Here is a 16685-nt window from a genome sequence, read left to right as displayed (position 1 = left end):
CAGAACCGCAGCGCGGGGGATTTGCTCCGCCCGAAGCGGCACACGCGCACTTCGCTCCCCAGCAATCGATGATCCGAGCCGACCATCGCCCCCTTTGGCAAAGGGGGCGAGCGCCCCGCCTGGTCCGATGCCGATGCAGAACCGCAGCGCGGGGGATTTGCTCTGCTCGAAACGACCCGGCGCCGTTCGCCCGTCATTCGCCCCCGGCGATCACCCGATCCCACAGCGCCGGCTCGCCGATCGTCGCTTCGACGAAGTCGATGAAGGCCTCGACCTTGCGCGGCCGGTAGTCGCGGCTCGGGTACACCGCGTAGATGCCGATCGGCAGCAGGCTCCAGTCCGGCATCACTTCGACCAGCCGTCCGCTCGCCAACTCCTCGGCGACGGCGAAGGTCGCGGTCTGCAGGATGCCGCGGCCGTGCACGGCGGCGTCGACCAACGGCACGCCGTAGTTCGCTTTCAAGCGCCCTCGCACCGGTACGCGCAGCGGTTCGCGGTCGCGGTGGAATTCCCAGGTTGGGGTGTCGCGGAACAAGGTGTAGTGCAGGCAGTCGTGCTCGATCAGCTCGGCCGGCGTACGCGGTGCGCCGCGCCGTGCGAGGTAGTCGGGCGAGGCCACCAGGATCCGTCGCGTCTGCGCGATGCGGCGCGCGACCAGGCGCGAATCGCTGAGCGCGCCGATGCGGATCGCGGCGTCGAAACCGGCGCCGATCAGGTCGACGAAGCGGTCGTCGAATTGCAGGTCCAGGTCGATGCCGGGCCAACGCTGCAGGAAGGCCTCGACGTGCGGCATTACGTACAGACGGCCGAAATTCATCGGCACCGACACCCGCAGCTCGCCGCGCGGCTGCGCCGACAGGTCGTGTACGCGTTCGCCGGCGGCGAGGATCTGCGCCAGCGCCGGCGCGACTTCGGCGTAGTAGTGGCGTCCGGACTCGGTCAGGCTCAGTCGCCGGGTCGAACGGTTGAGCAGCTTGGCCCCGAGCCGGGCCTCCAAGGTGTTGAGGCGGCGGGTGATCGCGCCCGGGGTGACCTGCAGTTGCTTCGCCGCGGCGGTGAAGCTGCCGTGCTGGAGGATGGCCTCGAAGGCCTCGAGTTCGGAATAGAGCCCGCCGATCATTGTTGAGACATCCTCAATGATGAGTTGTCATCGAGATCCTATATCAGCAATCGACTCAACAATAGTCTGGGCACCCCTCACCCGGCCGGTCCGCGCACCGGCAACGGAGAACCACGATGGATGCCTACCAACTCCAGGGCCACAGCCTCGACAGCCTGCGCCGCATCGACCTGCCCGAACCCCAGCCCGGCCCCGGCCAAGTCCGGATCCGCGTCGCCGCGGCCTCGGTGAATTACCGCGATTACGCCCTCGCCACCGGCCGCTATCAGCCGGAACTGCCGCGGCCGTTCATACCGCTGTCCGACGGGGTCGGCCGCATCGAGGCGGTCGGCGACGGCGTCGAGGGCTATGCGCCCGGCGATCGCGTGCTCGGCCACTACACCACCGGCTGGATCGACGGGCCGTTCAAGTCGGCGAACCACCTCAGCAAACTCGGCGGCCCGCTCGATGGCTGGCTCGCGCGCCAGATCGTATTGCCCGCCGGCGCGATCCTGCCCGCGCCGGAATTCCTCAGCGACGAAGCGGCCTCGACCTTGCCGGTGTCCGGGCTCACCGCCTGGAGCGCGCTGCAGCGCATGAACCTGCAGCCCGGCGCCAGCGTACTCGTGCAAGGCACCGGCAGCGTGTCCTTGATGGCCTTACAGCTCGCGGTCGCGCGCGGCATCGACGTGATCGCGACCACCGGCGATGCCGGCAAGGCCGAACGCTTGCGTGCGCTCGGTGCGCGCGCGGTCATCGATTATCGGCAGCGCCCGGATCTGGCCGCGGCGGTACGCGAACTCACCGACGGCCGCGGCGTGGACGGCATCGTCGACGTGGTCGGTGGCTCGCAGTTCCTCGAGCTGTTGCAGGCGGCCGCCGACAACGCCCATATCGCGGTGATCGGCTTCCTGCACGGCATGCAGGTCGACGGCAATCTGATCGGGCCGATCATGGCGCGCCAGCTCAACATCCACGGCATCAGCGTCGGCAGCCTTCGCGATTTCGAGGCTTTTCTGGCCGATGTGGAACGGCATCGCATCGAGCCGGTGGTCGGCGCGCGCTACGGCTTCGACCACGGCGTCGCGGCGATCGCTTCGATGGCCGGCGCGCGCGAGATGGGCAAGCCGGTGGTGGTGTTCGATTGAGTGGGGATGCTATCGCCGGACCTTCATCTGGAGGTTATCGCCAGGTCGCTACGACCCGGCCAGGGCACTCCGCGACCACTGGACTTTCATGCGAGGACGCTTGAGGTCTCTAGGACGATGCGGCGGTATCCCCTGTTCGGGGATGACGCCAGATGGGTTACGACCCATGCGGCCATACGATCAATACGGGGCAATGCAAGCAAGCGCACTGCCCGGGCTGCGCGGTTCTCGTTCCCCAAAAAACGAACGCCCGCATCCGCGGGCGTTCGTTCTTGCGCGTTACTTGCCGATCAGGGAATCAGCTGGCAGCTCGCCGGCTTGGCCGAGTTGAACAGCGAGGCGGTGGCCCACTCCGGATGATCGATGAAGGGGTTGCGGTTGCCCTGGAAGCTGAAGATCACTTCGTTGCGCGCCTGTTCGGTGGCATCCGGCGGGTCGGCCTGGTGCCAGGACAGCAGCGTGGTCAACAAGCCCATGTAGGCCGGCGAGGACGAGGTGATGACGATCTTGCTGCGGTCGTCGGTCAGTTCCAGATCCGGTTCGCTCTGGCCGTTGTTCGGATCGGTGCCGCCTTCGTAGCGGATCGCCATGTACAGCACCGCGCGCGCCATGTCGCCCTTGCGCTTGCCCCAGACCTGGAACGAACCGGCGTTGCCGTCGGGCGTCTTGAACCAGTTCGAGTTGCCCGGGTACACGCCGCTGCCGCCGCCGTTGCCGTTGTTGACCTCGGTGACGCGCTCGCCGCAGCCGCTCGACAGCGAGCAGTCGGCGAAGGGCTTGTTGCCGCGGTCGGCGTTATAGCCGGCATCGGTGAGGTACAGCATGTGGGTATCGGTGTAGGGCGCGTACGGCAGACCGAGGTTGCCGGTGGTCGAGCCGAAGCCGAGCGAGTTCGGCCAGGTGTGTTCGCGGTTGTATTTCACGCCGCTGCCGCTGCCCGCGCGGTCGGTGACCTTGACGAAGCTGCGGTTCTTGTAGGCGTCGAGGATGCGACCGGCGTTGTTCGGGTCTTCGTCGGCGATCTCCAGGATCGTCCAGGTGTTGGTGGTGCCGCCGCTGTACGGATAGACCGTGTGGCCCTTGATGGTTTCGTGCAGCGAGCAACGCAACTGGCTGGCGCTGCTGGTGTTGACGTGCGAGTAGTAGCCGGTGCCGCCACCGCCGCCGCTGGCGACGGTGAAGTTGGCGACCGTGTTGGCCGCCGGATGCGCGCCGCCGGCGTCGCTGACCTGGCTGGCCACGACCGTGAAGGTGCAGCTTTCGCCGGCATGCAGGGCGGTGCCGGTGGAGGCGGTGATGGCGGTGCCGCTGGACGGATAGGTCAGCGCGACCGTACCCGAGGTCGCGCACTGCAAGGTCAACGCGCCGCTGGCCAGGGTCACCGCTTCGCTGAAGTTCGCGACCAGGTCGCCGGCGGCCGGGAAGTTGCTCGCACCGTTGCCCGGCGTGGTCGAGGTCACGCTCGGCGGCGTGTTCGGCGTCGAGGTGGTGAAGCTCTGGCCGTTGTTGCAGGCGCCGAAGGTCTGGGTCGCCGAGTTCTGCCAGGCGAACTGCGAATAAGCGCTGCCGCTGCCCGACAGCTGCAGCGAGGTGCCGGCCGCGGTCGAGCCGGATTCCGACACCGGCAGGTTGGTGCTGGTGCGGCCCGAGGCGGGACCGCCGCTGGCGGTGATCTGGCCTTCGTAGCTCAGGAACTGGACCACGTTGCCGCTGCCGTCGACCAGGGCGAAGCCGTCGTTGGAACCGTTCTGGATGCCGTTGGTGGGATAGCTCAGCGTCGCGATGCGCACGCTGCCGCCGCAGGTGACGACGCTGCCGGCCGGCACCAGGTCGTTGTCGTAGGTCACCGCCGACGAGGGCGAGCTGCCGTTGTACAGATAGACGCGGTAGTTGCTAAGCGTTTCGCCGGCGGTCGCGACGATCTCGATGCGCTCGCCGACGTCGCCGGCGGAGGTCGCATCGTCGTAATGGAATTCGTTGATGAAGACGGCGGCCGAGGCCAGCGACGGCAACAGGGCGCAGATCGCCAGGGCCAGGCGCGCGGCTTGGCGCGGCAGGGCGGGGCGGGGGCGTGCGGGGTGTGAACAGTGCAGGGCGGTGGATCGGCCACGAACGGACATCGGCATCGAACGGCTCCTTATGTATTGACGACGCGTGCGTGCGGAACGACGCGGTCGATGCACCCTCCCCGGGCGCATACGGTCGAGTCTAGTCGGGGTTTATGACATCGCCCGCGGCCCTGCGTCACGGTTCGCGCCCGAACTTGCGACGGGCTTCTCAGGCCGTCGTGCGCTTGGCGCCGCCGGCGACCGAGCGCGCCGGGCGGCCGGTGCGCAGTTCGGCCATCTGTTCGACGACTTCGACCAGCGGTGCCTTGGCGCGCGTGGGCGCTTCGCGGAAGGCCAGGATCAGGCGCAGTTCCAGCGGGTCGTCGATCAGCAAGGCCTCGGCCGCGGCGACCGAGTCCATCGCCGTGTCCAACGACAGGCTCATCTTGCCGCGCCCGGTCGCCAGCCATTCGAATTGCACCCCGGTGACCAGGGCCAGTTCGCGCAGGTGGGCGACGCTCGGGAATTTGCTCTGCGCCGACTCCCAATGACCGACCGCGCTGCGTTGCACCCCGACCGCGGCCCCGAGCGCGGCTTGCGAGAGTCCGGCGTGACGGCGGGCGAGGCGGATGCGCTGTTGCGGCGTCATATGACAGTTCCTGGCAGGTTAGTGGCCGATATCACACGTTCAGCTACCGATAGTCACCAGGTGATCGATAGTCGCATCAGCCCGTGCGTTTACGCTGTCGTGCTGTATCAGCAGGCCTATTTATTACAATGACTTAGGCCGATAAGCAATCATTAGCGCTACCAAAAGTAGCGTAATTTCCGGTCGCGCTCCCTAGCAACCGTAGCGTGGACTTTGGAATATGGCCGCACGCCGATAAGGACTTCGGAAAGACAAGAGGTCGGTTCGGGGGGAGGGCGCCGGATAGCGCCATGCAGAGGACAGGCCATCTCCGCACCAAAGAGCGCGTTCCACGGGACGCGCTCTTTTCTTTTGTGGCGCCAGATCTTCGGCCTCGACATCGAAGTCGTCCGGCCCGACCGGCCGTGAGCATCGGTAGCGGCAACCGCGATCGAGCGTGGTGCGTCCATCGACGACGCGGCGGCTGCCAAGTCATCGCGCTTGCAGATCGTGTCGTGGATGGTTCGGTTACGCCGTCTCAGCCCAAAGGGCGCAGTTGCTCGTCGAGCGAACGGGTCTTGTCGGTGACCACGTCGCCGGTGTGCAGGGTGGTCTTGCGCTCGATCAGCATCAGATGGCATTCCTCGTCGGCGATCGGGTTGTGGCGCACGCCCTTGGGCACGACGAACATCTCGCCCTCGCCGAGTTCGACCTTGCGGTCTTCCATCTCGATCACCAGCCGGCCCTTGAGTACGAGGAACAGCTCGTCCTCGTCGGCGTGGCTGTGCCAAGCCAGTTGCCCTTGCACGCGAGCGACCTTGATGTAGGCGTCGTCGACTTCGGCGACCACGCGCGGCGACCAGAATTCGGTCAGCGACGCGGCGATCTGTTTGGGTGAGGTCACGGATGACATGCGGCGGTCCTGGCGATGGCGGGGATGGCTGCAGTTTAGTGCGCGGCGTAGCAGGGCGCGCGGTAGGGAAGTCATGGGTAGCGTGGAATGTCGGGCACCGCAGCGACGCGGCAGGCGGAGCGATCACGGTCGCGGCTCGCGCCGCTCCTACCCAAGAGCCGCGACGATCGTTGCCGTTGCCGTTGCCGTTGCCGTTGCCGTTGCCGTAAGTGCTTGGCGCAGTTCCGAACTAGCGATGCAACCGTAGACCCGGAGGGCGCCGCACAGGACGTGCGGCGTTTTCCGATAAGACAAGGATGTCTTATCGGAAAATCCCGGCGCAGGCTGCGTGCTCCCAGGGGAGCTTCGTCAAGGAAAGCCCTTTTCTTTGGTTAGCTTTCTTTTGGGCTTAGCAAAAGAAAGTAACCCGGCCGCGTAGCGGACGGAAGCTTTAGATCTTGATGTTGTTTCACCGCTCTGCGGCCAGACACGCCGCCACGGCAAGCAGCGCGGTCGCGGCTTACGCCGCTCCTACAGGGGAGGGGCCGCCGGTGACGAAGCGAGGTTGAGACGGCGCGGTCGCGGCTCGCGCCGCGACCGCGAATCCGGGGTGCGACGAAATATTGATTCTTTAGGCGACCGTAACCTCACTCATCCCCGCAACGAACGCGCGCAGCCCCGGATCGCGAATCTCCAATACCTCGAACAGACCCAACGCGCGCAAGGCCGGCAGCGCCTCGACGATATGCCGTTCGGCCTGCGCACGCGCCTCGGCATCGGCTTCGCCATCCGACCAGACCCGCGCATTGGCGAGAAACGCACCGACCGATCCTTTGCGCACGAGGACGCCGTCGATGCGGGTGTGGTCGAGATGGTCGGGCAACATGTCTTCGGCTCGCATGGCGCGGCTCCGTTCGGGATGAGGCGACCATGCTGGGTTCGGCGGCGATGCTCTGCTACGTTGCCCCGGCCATTCGATCGCGCGTTCCAGCCAATGTCCGACCCTCTGCTCGCCGCGCTCCGCGCCGATTCCGCCGACGGACCGGTGGTGATCGCCGTGACGATGACCCGCGCCGGCGTGCGCGACACCGCCGCGCATCGGCATGCGCGCGGGCAGTTGTTCGGCGCGCAGCGCGGCCTGCTGACGGTCGGCACCGCGCAGGGGCGTTGGGTCGTGCCGGCCACCGACGCGGTGTGGGTGCCGCCGCAGGCCGAGCACTCCTTACGCTCGCACGGCGCCGCCTTCTCCGGCTGGAGCGTCTACGTCGCCGAACCCGCCTGCGCGGCGCTGCCGGCGCAAGCCTGCGCCCTGCGCGTGTCCGGCCTGTTGCGCGAGGCGGTCGCGCGGGCCGCGCAATGGCCGGGCGACGCCCCTCTGGGCCCGACCCAGGCCCGGCTCGCCCAGGTGCTGCTCGACGAGATCGCCCAGGGCGAGCTTGCTCCAAGCGGGTTCGCACTGGACGGGCCCGCTCTCAGCAGGCCCGCGGACCCGGCGCAGCGGCCGATCGGCCTGCCGATGCCGACCGACCCGCACTTGCTGCGCGTTGCCCAGGCCCTGGCCGACGATCCGGCCGACCCGCGCGGCCTGGCCGAGTGGGCCGCGTTCGCGCATCTGTCCGAGCGCAGCCTGAGCCGGCGTTTCGCCGCGCAGACCGGCCAAAGCCTGCTGCAATGGCGGCAGCGCGCACGCCTGATGCGGGCGCTGGAGCGCCTGGCCGCCGGCGATGCGGTCACCGCGATCGCCCTGGACCTGGGCTACGACAGCGTCAGCGCCTTCATCGCCATGTTCCGGCGCAACCTCGGCGCCACACCGACCGCCTACCTTAAGCGGCTCGGGAGCTGAGCGGTCGGGCTGCGCGAGCGGGCCGCTACCCGGCCTGTCATCGACCGGGGCCAGGATTTCGTCGCCCACCCCTTGAAAGGCTGCCGGGACCGCCTCATTTAGCGTGCAGTCCCGGTTCGTCCGGGCGCTTTTGTCCCCGGCGTTGGCACTCTCCGGGGGCGACTGCTAAAATTCCCGTCCTTTCTCCACCCATTCAAGCACTTACAGAGGGTTGCCATGAATCTCAAGCCGCTTTACGACCGCGTTGTGGTCAAGCCGATCGAAGCCGACGAAATCTCGGCCGGCGGAATCATCATCCCCGACGCCGCCAAGGAAAAGTCGACCAAGGGTGAAGTCGTCGCCATCGGCGAAGGCAAGGCCCTGGACAACGGCAGCGTGCGCGCGCCGAAGCTCAAGGTCGGCGACAAGGTCATCTACGGTCAGTACTCGGGCAGCTCCTATAAGCAGGACGGCGTCGAATACAAGATCCTCAAGGAAGACGACGTCCTCGCGATCGTTGGCTGAAAGCCGGGAATCGGGAATGGGCAATAGGGAATCGTAAAGCGCTTGCGCTGACGAACCCGCCCCGACCGATTCCGCCCGCTTTCGCTCTTCCCATTCCCGATTCCCCATTCCCTATTCCCGGAGTTCCAAATGTCCGCTAAAGAAATTCGTTTCGGTGAGGATGCGCGCGCCAAGATGGTGCGCGGCGTCAACGTGCTCGCCAATGCCGTGAAGGCCACCCTCGGTCCGAAGGGCCGCAACGTCGTGCTCGAGAAGAGCTTCGGCGCGCCGACGATCACCAAGGACGGCGTGTCCGTCGCCAAGGAAATCGAGCTGGCCGACAAGTTCGAGAACATGGGCGCGCAGATGGTCAAGGAAGTCGCTTCCAAGACCTCCGACAACGCCGGCGACGGCACCACCACCGCGACCGTGCTGGCCCAGGCGCTGATCCGCGAAGGCATGAAGGCCGTTGCGGCCGGCATGAACCCGATGGACCTCAAGCGCGGCATCGACAAGGCCGTGATCGAGGCCGTGGCCGAGCTGAAGAAGCTCTCCAAGCCGTCCTCGACCAGCAAGGAAATCGCCCAGGTCGGCGCGATCTCCGCCAACTCCGACGCCGACATCGGCGACCTGATCGCCCAGGCGATGGACAAGGTCGGCAAGGAAGGCGTGATCACCGTCGAAGACGGTTCGGGCCTGGAAAACGAGCTCGACGTCGTCGAGGGCATGCAGTTCGACCGCGGCTACCTGTCGCCGTACTTCATCAACAACCAGCAGTCGATGTCGGCCGAGCTCGACGACCCGTTCGTGCTGCTGTACGACAAGAAGATCTCCAACGTCCGCGACCTGCTGCCGGTGCTGGAAGGCGTGGCCAAGGCCGGTAAGCCGCTGCTGATCGTCGCCGAGGAAGTCGAAGGCGAAGCGCTGGCGACCCTGGTGGTCAACACCATCCGCGGCATCGTCAAGGTCTGCGCCGTCAAGGCCCCGGGCTTCGGCGATCGTCGCAAGGCGATGCTCGAAGACATGGCCGTGCTGACCGGCGGCACCGTGATCTCCGAGGAAGTCGGCCTGCAGCTCGAAAAGGCCACGATCAAGGATCTCGGCCGCGCGAAGAAGGTGCAGGTCTCCAAGGAGAACACCACCATCATCGACGGCGCCGGCGACGGCGATTCGATCCAGGCCCGCATCAAGCAGATCAAGGCGCAGATCGAAGAGACCTCTTCGGACTACGACCGCGAGAAGCTGCAGGAGCGCGTGGCCAAGCTGGCCGGCGGCGTGGCGGTGATCAAGGTCGGCGCATCGACCGAGATCGAGATGAAGGAAAAGAAGGCTCGCGTCGAAGACGCGCTGCACGCCACCCGCGCTGCCGTGGAAGAAGGCATCGTTCCGGGCGGCGGCGTCGCGCTGCTGCGCGCCAAGGCCGCGATCTCGGGCCTCAAGGGCGCCAACGAAGACCAGAACCACGGCATCCAGATCGCCCTGCGCGCGATGGAAGCCCCGCTGCGCGAAATCGTCACCAACGCCGGCGAAGAGCCGTCGGTCATCCTGAACAAGGTCCAGGAAGGCAAGGGCGCGTTCGGTTACAACGCCGCCAACGGCGAATACGGCGACATGCTCGAGTTCGGCATCCTGGACCCGACCAAGGTCACCCGCACCGCGCTGCAGAACGCGGCTTCGATCGCCGGTCTGATGATCACGACCGAAGCGATGGTCGCCGAGCTGCCGAAGAAGGACGAGCCGGCGATGCCGGGCGGCGGCGGCATGGGCGGCATGGGCGGCATGGATTTCTGATTCAAGCCTCCGCGCTGACGCAACACGAGAAACCCCGCCGCGAGGCGGGGTTTTTCTTTGCCCGCTCGACGGTCGGGCGAGTTGGCCGCGCCCCCTGTAGCCGGTTCGTGCCGGAATGCGTTTACTCGCGGGCGGCCGCGCTCGACAATGCCCGCCAGCCTTTGCTCCGGAACCTGCATGTCCCTGCGCCCAATCGCCCTGCTTCTGACCAGCCTGATCCTGTCGCTCGGCAGCGGCTGCGCCGTGGTCAAGGTCAAGGAACGCGCGTTCGGCGAGGTCGCGGTCGAACGCAACGTCGACGCGCTCAGCGGCGGGCGCCTGAGCACCGCGGCGGCGACCGCGCTGGGCTCGGCCGGCCTCGACCCCGAACACTGCGCACGCGAGCCCGAGCCCTGCATCGCGCAATTGCGGCCGCTGGCGCCGGTCGAAGATTGGCTGGCGACTGCGGCAGAGCTGCAACTGCTGCGCATGAACGCCGCGCCCGCGACCGTGACCAAGGCCGCCGAGAGCGCTGGGATCGCGAAGCGGGCCGAACCGTCGGAGAGCCCGGCTGTGGCGCCCGACGTCGGCAGCGACCTGCGCACGCGCGCGGCGATCGAGACCGCGCGCTATGCCTACGCCTATTTGTTCCTGAGCCCGCGCACGCCCGAACAGCGCGTGTTCGAGGCGCGCCAGGAGCGCGTGCTGCGTTTCTACAACCGCGCCATCGACGTCGTCGCCCAGGCCGCGTTCGAAGCCAGCCGCGGCCAGATCGGCACTACGCCCCTGCAGGTCGGCGGGCTCGAACTGAGCATCGCCCTGCACGGTTACGAAGCCACCGAGCTGACTCAGCAACCGGAAGCCTTGCTCGCGTCCGACACCCTGGGTTTCGACAACCTGCGCGCGGTGTATCGCCGCGACGGTTTCGGCACTGCCCTGGTGGCGGTGTTCCCGCGTCGTTCGCGCAGCGACCCGGATGCCGCCGACACGCCGTACCGCGACACCCGCTATCTGCCGGTCACCGCGACCCTGCGCTTCGACGGCGACGGCGGGCTCGATGCCGTGCTCGCCAGCCGCACCGCGCGCATGGACGTCTACAACCCTTATCGCATCGACAGCGAAACCATCGCCGGGCGCAAGGTGCCGCTGGCGGCGAATTACTCGGCCGCCTACGGCATCTGGCTGGCGCGTTCGGAACTGGCGCGGTTGAGTCTGTCGAGCTTGCTGAGGCCGAAGCAGGCGCGCGCGTTCAAGCCGCGCATCTACCTCAACCAGCCCTACGACCCCGACAAGCGCGTGATCGTGCTGGTGCACGGCCTGGCCAGCAGCCCGGAGGCCTGGGTCAACCTCGCCAACGAACTGCTCGGCGACGAAACCCTGCGCAAGCATTACCAACTGTGGCAGGTGTTCTATCCGACCAACCTCAGCATCCTGTCCAATCGCGCCGCGATCGACTCGGCCCTGACCCAGACCTTCGCCCACTACGATCCCGAAGGCGACGACATCGCCGGCCGCGACGCGGTGTTGGTCGGGCACAGCATGGGCGGGGTGATCTCGCGCCTGCTCGTGAGCGACAGCGGCGACCGCGTCCTCGATGCGACCCTGCAGGCCTTCGACCCGGCCGCCGCGCAGCGTCTGCGCAACGAGCCCATGGTGCGCGAACTGACCGTGTTCAAGGCGATGCCGCAGTTCGAACGCGCGGTATTCCTGGCCTCGCCGCATCGCGGCGCGGTGGTCACCGACGGTTGGCCGTTGCGGATGGTGCGCAAGCTGATCCGGCTGCCGTTCGACGTATTGCGCGAAACCGCCGAACTGGCCCAGCGCAACGAAGTCGGCCAGGACGAATTGCAGAAGATCGGTTTCCGTAAGGGACGCCCGCCGACCGGCCCGGACGACCTCAGCCCGAACTCGTTGTTCATGCGCAGCACCGAAAACCTGCCGATCGAAGCGGGCCTGCCGTACCACACCATCGTCGGTCAGCGCGATCTCAAGCTGCCGCTGCTGCAGTCCAGCGATGGCGCGGTGCCGTACCGCAGCGCGCACCTCGACGGCGCCCTGTCGGAGAAGGTGATCCCCTCTGGTCACAGCGTGCAGGAGACCCCGCAGGCGATCCTGGAGCTGCGCCGCATCCTGCGCATCGATATGGCCGAGTATGCGAAGCGGGTGAAGCGCTGAGGCGCGGATCGCCTGGATCTGCGCTAGCGAGTAATGCCCCTTGTAGGAGCGGCGTGAGCCGCGACCGCGCTATCGCGGTAACGATGCAGGTCCGGTTTTGCGGGTGGGGCGCCGGGCTTCGGGATGAGGCGTGGGATCTACCGCTTCGGTTGGTCGCGGCTTGCGCCGCTCCTACAGGAGACGTTCGTGGATCGCGGCACGGGCGATCCGCCCGTGCCGCGATCTCATCGCGCCTCAATGGTGGCCGTTGCCGATGCCGTTGCCCTTGCCGTCGGGCACCAGCATGCGCACGTTCTGCATCATGCCCATATCCTCGTGGTCGAGGATGTGGCAATGCAGGACGTACTCGCCGATGTAGCGTTCGTAGCGGGTACGCACGAACAACTGGTAGCCGCCCTTGACGAACAAGGTGTCTTTCCAGGTGCCTTTGGTGTTGGCGTACTGCGAGTCGCCCGGGTCGCCGGTGACGCTGACGTCCTTGCCTTCCTTGTTCAGAATGCGGTCCACCTGGAAGGGATTGACGTGGATGTGGAAGGGGTGACTGCCGACGGTGGAGGTCAGGCGCCATTCCTCGACATTGCCGAGCACCAGGTCGCGCCCACTCTTCGGGTCGTAGGTTTTGCCGTCGACCATGTAGTCCTCGCCTTTGATCGAGAACTCCAGTTCCTGCTTGCCGGTAAGGTCGCCGGTGGCGATGTCCTTGTGCGGCACGAACGCCGTCAGTCGCAGACGGTCGTTGAGGTCGGCGACGACCTTGGCGCGGACGCCGTCCGGCATCAGGTACTTCGCCGAGGTGATCAGGTTCTCGGTCAGGTAGGCGCGAATGTCGGCGACCGGCGGCGCCGCGGTCGCGGCGACGTTGGCCAGGCCGAGCAATTGCCGGTTTTCGGCGGCGTTGGTGATGCTGGCGCTGGCCGGTGCGGCGCCGTCGATCACGCAGTACTGGCCGGCCTGCGGGAACACGACCAGGGCGTCGCTGCGATAACCCGGCTGCAGGACGATTTCGCTTTTCTCGATCGCCTGGCCATGGGTCAGGCCGTCGGCGGCGACCTCGAACTGCGGCAGCAGCGGACCGGTGCAGTTCTGGGTCACCCAGCCGTCGAGCGCCGGTCCGGACAAGCCCTCGATGCTGGCGGCGCCCGCGCGTACCGCGCGCAGTTGCAGGTTGATGCTGTTGCGTACGCCGGCGTGCACCAGGCGCCAGCGTTCGATGCGGCCGGCTTTCAGTTCGTAGAAATTGGGCAGCACTTCGCCGTTGATGCTGGTGTAGCGGCCGGAGAGTTCCCACAGGCTCTTGCCACCCGGGAACCCGAACTGGTCGTAGGCTTCGATGCCGCCGACATCGCCCGGATCGCAGCGCCAGAAGCCGTTCTGGTCGGTCTTGATCTTGCCGAGCGTCTTGCCGGGCTCGGGCTGATCGCGACAGGCGTAGGCGACCTGCTGGAACAGCAACAGGCGTTCCTGGTATGGCGTGCCGCCCTGATCGCGCAACAGCGTGTCGAGGTCGCCGTTGCGATCGTTCGAGGGCAGGCGGTTGCCGCGTACGATCAGCGCGCCGGCCATGCCGCTGGACACCTGCAGCGCGGTCGAGCCGTGCAAGTGCGGGTGATACCAGAAGGTGCCGGCCGGGTGATCGGCGGGCAGGTTGTACTCGTACTCGAACTTCACGCCGGGACGCAGGGTCAGCAGCACGTTGTCGCTGTTGCCGGTGGGGCTGACCCACAGGCCGTGCGAGTGCAGGTTGGTCGAGTTGAAACAGTGCGGCACGTTGATGCCGACCGGCGCGCAATCTTCTTTCGGCAAGCTGTTGTCGAGACGTACGCGCACGGTTTCGCCGGGTGCGGTGACGATGGTCGGCGCCACGAACGGCACTTTGGGATTGGTGCCGGGGCTTTGATAGGAACGCAGCTTGACGGTGTCGAAGCGTGTATGTCCCGGGTTCCAGATCTTCGACTCGGTATACGCGATGCGCAGGTCGAGGATCGCCTCGTGGGTGTCCAGCGGTTGCGGGCCGCTCTTGGTCAGAAGCAGGGACGGCGTCTTGGCGTCGCCCGAGCGCAGCATGCGCGCCATCACCGGTTGGTCGAGCTCGCGCGGCGCGTTGTCCTGCGCGGCGAGGGTCAGGGGGGCAGCGGCGAGCAGGCAAACGAGAGCGAGGGGTTGCGCTCGCGGTGTCGGCCAGCGTTGCGCATTCACAGCGCAGGTCTGGGAATTGCGGTCCATGCTTGGGTTCCTGGTGGCACTACGGTGAAGTGCCGGGTCGGCACTGGAAGGTGTCTCGGTGGACCGCCGGCGCCTTGCGCGCCGGCGGTCTGGATCGCCGCGGTGCTGTTGCTGCTGTTTATAGTGCGGGGGTCGCTCGCGATGCAGTCTGTTGCTGTCCTTGCGCGGCCTGTTGGGCCGGCGCCTGGGCCTGGTTCAGGGCTTCGAGCTGGCGGAAGGATTCTTCCGCCGGCGCGGTGCGGTCGGTCGCCACGCTGACGCGCGTATGGGTGGGGCTGGCGAGGTCGCCCTGGACCAGGAACGCGGTCTTGCCGACTTCCTTGGTGGCCGGATCGACGCTCAGCACGACATGGTCCGGAGTGAGCTGGTTGCGCTTGCTCTCCAGAGTCAGGCCGGCGGCGATGCGGTCGGCGTCGCGCTCGGACACATGGCCGCCGTGCTTGTGGAACTCGCCGTTGACCTTGTCGAGGATGCCGCGGAACAAGGCGTGGTCGGGATGCTCGGCATGGCGCGGATCGCCTTTGCCGTGCGCATGCGGGTCGCCGCGCAGTTCGTTGAGCAGGTCCAGCGGCGAGGCGTTGATGTTGACGTGGGTGTGGGTCGACTTGGTGTGGTCGAAGTGCCCGGCCCGGGGCGGCGTGCTGCTGGTGTCGAAGTAAGGCTGGCGATTGGCGGAATTGGCGCCGAGGTCGATGCCGTTCTGCTCCATAATGTTTTCGTTGAGCTTGAGCTGGGTCAGGTTGACGTGCAGCTCGGGCTTGCCGCCGGCGGCGGTCTTGCCGTGGGCGTGTTCGAGCTGGCTGACGTAGCCGATGTAGCCGGCGCCGTAGTAGTTGGCGTAATCCGAATTGCCGTTGTGGCCCAGGCGCGCCTGCGCCGGCGGCATGTCGAAGTAGTACTTGCCCATCGCCTTGACGTTGTCGGCGCTCATCGCCATCGACAGGTTCGCATCGACGGTCAGGTCGGCCTTGAGCGCATAGGTGAAGTTGGGCGCGGTGCCGCCGCGGGTCATGAAGTCGCCGGCGCGGCCGGGCGAGGCGTTGTAGACGTCGGCCAGGGTCGCGGTCGGCTTGGCTTCGCGCACGCTGCCGACCAGGGCGTTCCAGCCGGCGATGTGCGCCTTGGCTTCGTTGTCGCGGTCGGCCTGGATGACCTTGCCGATGGTCGCGGTGTAGTCGTGCTTGTCGCCGACGGTCTTGGCCAGCGCGGTGGCTTCGGTGGCGAAGGTCTTGAGCGCGGTGTCGCGGTCGGTGCGGTAGAAGCCGTGCTGCACTTCGTGGCCGAGCACGAAGGTCATGTTGCCGGCGTTGTAGCTGCCCGCCGGCGGCTTGGTCAGGCCGTTGATCGGCAACAGCATGGCCTGCTCTTTGCCGTTGTAGGCGCCGCCGGCATGCGCGTCGCTGAGCGGCTTGAACGATTTCAGGTGGCCCTTGGCGATGGCGTCGTCGACCTGCGCCGCCAGGGTGGGCGAATTGGCGATGGTGGTCTTGAGGTTCGCGGTGACCTCGGCGGTGACGCCGGGTTGCTTGGCGAATTCGTCGAGCAGCTTCTGCAGCTCGGTACTGGTCGGGGTCGGCATGACGGCTTCCCTGCCTTATTCGATGGTGATGGTCTTGACGCAGCGATGGCCGATCTTCTCCGGCGAATCGTTGGACTCGCCCTCGATGAAGACCTGCAGCGTCAGCGTCGGGCGCTGGAAATTCCAGTGGTCGACGCGGCCGTGTTCGCCGTACGAGGCGCTGTCCTGGAAGCCCATGCCCTTGAGTTCCTTGGCATAGGCGTCGAAGTCGAGGCCGCAGATCGGGGTCATCGGCGCGCGCTCGTTGCCGGTGCGGGCGAAGTCGAAGATCAGCTTGTTCTTCTGCGAACCGGCCGGGCGGGTGACGTAGAGGTTGTACGACCAGTCCGGATGGATCTGGGCGCCGGCGCCGAACGAGCCGTCGCCGCTGTCGGCCTGCCGCATGGCCAGGCCGGTGTGTTTCTCCAGGTGCTCGGCGGTCAGGTCGGCATTGGACGCCAGGCTGCCGATCAGCTTGAGCATGCGGCGGCTGACCTCGTCGCCGCTGAGTGGGGTGGTGCCGGTGGCGGCGGTCATGGGGTCCTCCTTGGGTGCGTTGGTACTTGAACGGGGCGATGAGGCATGGCTGCAGGCCGACAGGGCCAGGCACAGGGCCCAGGCCGTCAGCAAGCTGCGGGGGGATGCTTGATTGCGGGGCATAGCGCCTCCTCCGTGGACGCGGGTGGCTTCCATATAGATACGGGGAGCACGCCAAATCAACGGCAGGAGCGTGGCCGACAGGACAAAGCGGTTCATGAGGGCACGCGGCCCACGCTGTTCATGCCGCTGGGCTGCGACCGTTTGGCGCAAGCGAGCGC

At 66.9% G+C, this 16685-nt stretch carries 13 protein-coding genes; 5 read left to right on the top strand and 8 right to left on the bottom strand.

Annotated features, from left to right (window positions below):
• Positions 1-193 precede the first annotated feature (193 nt).
• Positions 194-1120, bottom strand: a complete 927-nt coding sequence (locus tag ACKN61_RS20230) for a LysR family transcriptional regulator (protein WP_408950961.1) — start codon at positions 1118-1120, stop codon at positions 194-196.
• A gap of 116 nt (positions 1121-1236) precedes the next feature.
• Between ACKN61_RS20230 and ACKN61_RS20225 the strand changes: the two genes are divergently transcribed.
• On the top strand, positions 1237-2247 hold the full coding sequence (locus ACKN61_RS20225; protein ID WP_408950960.1) for a zinc-dependent alcohol dehydrogenase family protein: 1011 nt from the start codon (positions 1237-1239) through the stop codon (positions 2245-2247).
• A 290-nt stretch (positions 2248-2537) separates the two neighbouring features.
• Here the strand turns inward: ACKN61_RS20225 and ACKN61_RS20220 are convergent, their stop codons facing one another.
• From ACKN61_RS20220 to ACKN61_RS20205, 4 genes are all read right to left on the bottom strand, one after another.
• On the bottom strand, positions 2538-4367 hold the full coding sequence (locus ACKN61_RS20220; RefSeq protein ID WP_408953878.1) for an endonuclease: 1830 nt from the start codon (positions 4365-4367) through the stop codon (positions 2538-2540).
• Positions 4368-4524: 157 nt separating this feature from the next.
• Positions 4525-4944 carry a helix-turn-helix transcriptional regulator gene (locus tag ACKN61_RS20215; RefSeq protein ID WP_408950959.1) on the bottom strand — a complete coding sequence of 140 codons (420 nt, stop codon included), beginning with the start codon at positions 4942-4944 and terminating at the stop codon, positions 4525-4527.
• A 517-nt stretch (positions 4945-5461) separates the two neighbouring features.
• Positions 5462-5836 (bottom strand): cupin domain-containing protein, encoded by a 375-nt coding sequence (locus ACKN61_RS20210; RefSeq protein WP_031370296.1) that lies wholly within the window; start codon positions 5834-5836, stop codon positions 5462-5464.
• A 610-nt stretch (positions 5837-6446) separates the two neighbouring features.
• Entirely contained in the window at positions 6447-6716 is a 270-nt protein-coding gene (locus tag ACKN61_RS20205; protein WP_408950958.1) for a hypothetical protein, read from the bottom strand.
• Positions 6717-6809: 93 nt separating this feature from the next.
• Here ACKN61_RS20205 and ACKN61_RS20200 point away from each other — a divergent pair, with 93 nt between their 5' ends.
• The 4 genes from ACKN61_RS20200 (at position 6810) to ACKN61_RS20185 (ending at position 12086) form a co-directional block, all read left to right on the top strand.
• Positions 6810-7658: an AraC family transcriptional regulator gene (locus tag ACKN61_RS20200; RefSeq protein ID WP_408950957.1), complete on the top strand. Its 849-nt coding sequence runs from the start codon at positions 6810-6812 to the stop codon at positions 7656-7658.
• Between the two features lie 216 nt (positions 7659-7874).
• The gene (locus ACKN61_RS20195; protein WP_031370299.1) at positions 7875-8162 is read left to right on the top strand and encodes a co-chaperone GroES; all 288 of its coding nucleotides are present in this window, start codon (positions 7875-7877) and stop codon (positions 8160-8162) included.
• Between the two features lie 129 nt (positions 8163-8291).
• Positions 8292-9932 carry a chaperonin GroEL gene (gene groL, locus ACKN61_RS20190; protein WP_031370300.1) on the top strand — a complete coding sequence of 547 codons (1641 nt, stop codon included), beginning with the start codon at positions 8292-8294 and terminating at the stop codon, positions 9930-9932.
• A 177-nt stretch (positions 9933-10109) separates the two neighbouring features.
• Positions 10110-12086, top strand: coding sequence for an esterase/lipase family protein (locus ACKN61_RS20185; protein ID WP_408950956.1), 1977 nt, complete (start codon positions 10110-10112; stop codon positions 12084-12086).
• 234 nt (positions 12087-12320) lie between these two features.
• Here ACKN61_RS20185 and ACKN61_RS20180 read toward each other — a convergent pair whose 3' ends face one another.
• From ACKN61_RS20180 to ACKN61_RS20170, 3 genes are all read right to left on the bottom strand, one after another.
• On the bottom strand, positions 12321-14309 hold the full coding sequence (locus tag ACKN61_RS20180) for a multicopper oxidase family protein (protein WP_408950955.1): 1989 nt from the start codon (positions 14307-14309) through the stop codon (positions 12321-12323).
• A gap of 118 nt (positions 14310-14427) precedes the next feature.
• Positions 14428-15888 carry an XVIPCD domain-containing protein gene (locus ACKN61_RS20175; protein ID WP_408950954.1) on the bottom strand — a complete coding sequence of 487 codons (1461 nt, stop codon included), beginning with the start codon at positions 15886-15888 and terminating at the stop codon, positions 14428-14430.
• Between the two features lie 15 nt (positions 15889-15903).
• On the bottom strand, positions 15904-16404 hold the full coding sequence (locus ACKN61_RS20170; protein WP_408950953.1) for a hypothetical protein: 501 nt from the start codon (positions 16402-16404) through the stop codon (positions 15904-15906).
• Between the last annotated feature and the right edge of the window lie 281 nt (positions 16405-16685).

It is taken from the genome of Lysobacter sp. Hz25, assembly GCF_046097045.1.
In the GTDB taxonomy this organism is placed as follows: Bacteria; Pseudomonadota; Gammaproteobacteria; order Xanthomonadales; family Xanthomonadaceae; genus Lysobacter; species Lysobacter antibioticus_B.
This window is presented reverse-complemented; position numbering and strand designations above follow the sequence as displayed.

What these genes read in the sequence shown, in the direction of transcription:
- ACKN61_RS20180 (WP_408950955.1), bottom strand. Translation starts at nt 14,309, where the DNA reads ATGGACCGCAATTCCCAGACCTGCGCTGTGAATGCGCAACGCTGGCCG.
- ACKN61_RS20225 (WP_408950960.1), top strand. Translation starts at nt 1,237, where the DNA reads ATGGATGCCTACCAACTCCAGGGCCACAGCCTCGACAGCCTGCGCCGC.
- ACKN61_RS20215 (WP_408950959.1), bottom strand. Translation starts at nt 4,944, where the DNA reads ATGACGCCGCAACAGCGCATCCGCCTCGCCCGCCGTCACGCCGGACTC.
- ACKN61_RS20195 (WP_031370299.1), top strand. Translation starts at nt 7,875, where the DNA reads ATGAATCTCAAGCCGCTTTACGACCGCGTTGTGGTCAAGCCGATCGAA.
- ACKN61_RS20220 (WP_408953878.1), bottom strand. Translation starts at nt 4,367, where the DNA reads ATGTCCGTTCGTGGCCGATCCACCGCCCTGCACTGTTCACACCCCGCA.
- ACKN61_RS20185 (WP_408950956.1), top strand. Translation starts at nt 10,110, where the DNA reads ATGTCCCTGCGCCCAATCGCCCTGCTTCTGACCAGCCTGATCCTGTCG.
- ACKN61_RS20200 (WP_408950957.1), top strand. Translation starts at nt 6,810, where the DNA reads ATGTCCGACCCTCTGCTCGCCGCGCTCCGCGCCGATTCCGCCGACGGA.
- ACKN61_RS20170 (WP_408950953.1), bottom strand. Translation starts at nt 16,404, where the DNA reads ATGACCGCCGCCACCGGCACCACCCCACTCAGCGGCGACGAGGTCAGC.
- ACKN61_RS20205 (WP_408950958.1), bottom strand. Translation starts at nt 6,716, where the DNA reads ATGCGAGCCGAAGACATGTTGCCCGACCATCTCGACCACACCCGCATC.
- ACKN61_RS20175 (WP_408950954.1), bottom strand. Translation starts at nt 15,888, where the DNA reads ATGCCGACCCCGACCAGTACCGAGCTGCAGAAGCTGCTCGACGAATTC.
- ACKN61_RS20230 (WP_408950961.1), bottom strand. Translation starts at nt 1,120, where the DNA reads ATGATCGGCGGGCTCTATTCCGAACTCGAGGCCTTCGAGGCCATCCTC.
- groL (WP_031370300.1), top strand. Translation starts at nt 8,292, where the DNA reads ATGTCCGCTAAAGAAATTCGTTTCGGTGAGGATGCGCGCGCCAAGATG.
- ACKN61_RS20210 (WP_031370296.1), bottom strand. Translation starts at nt 5,836, where the DNA reads ATGTCATCCGTGACCTCACCCAAACAGATCGCCGCGTCGCTGACCGAA.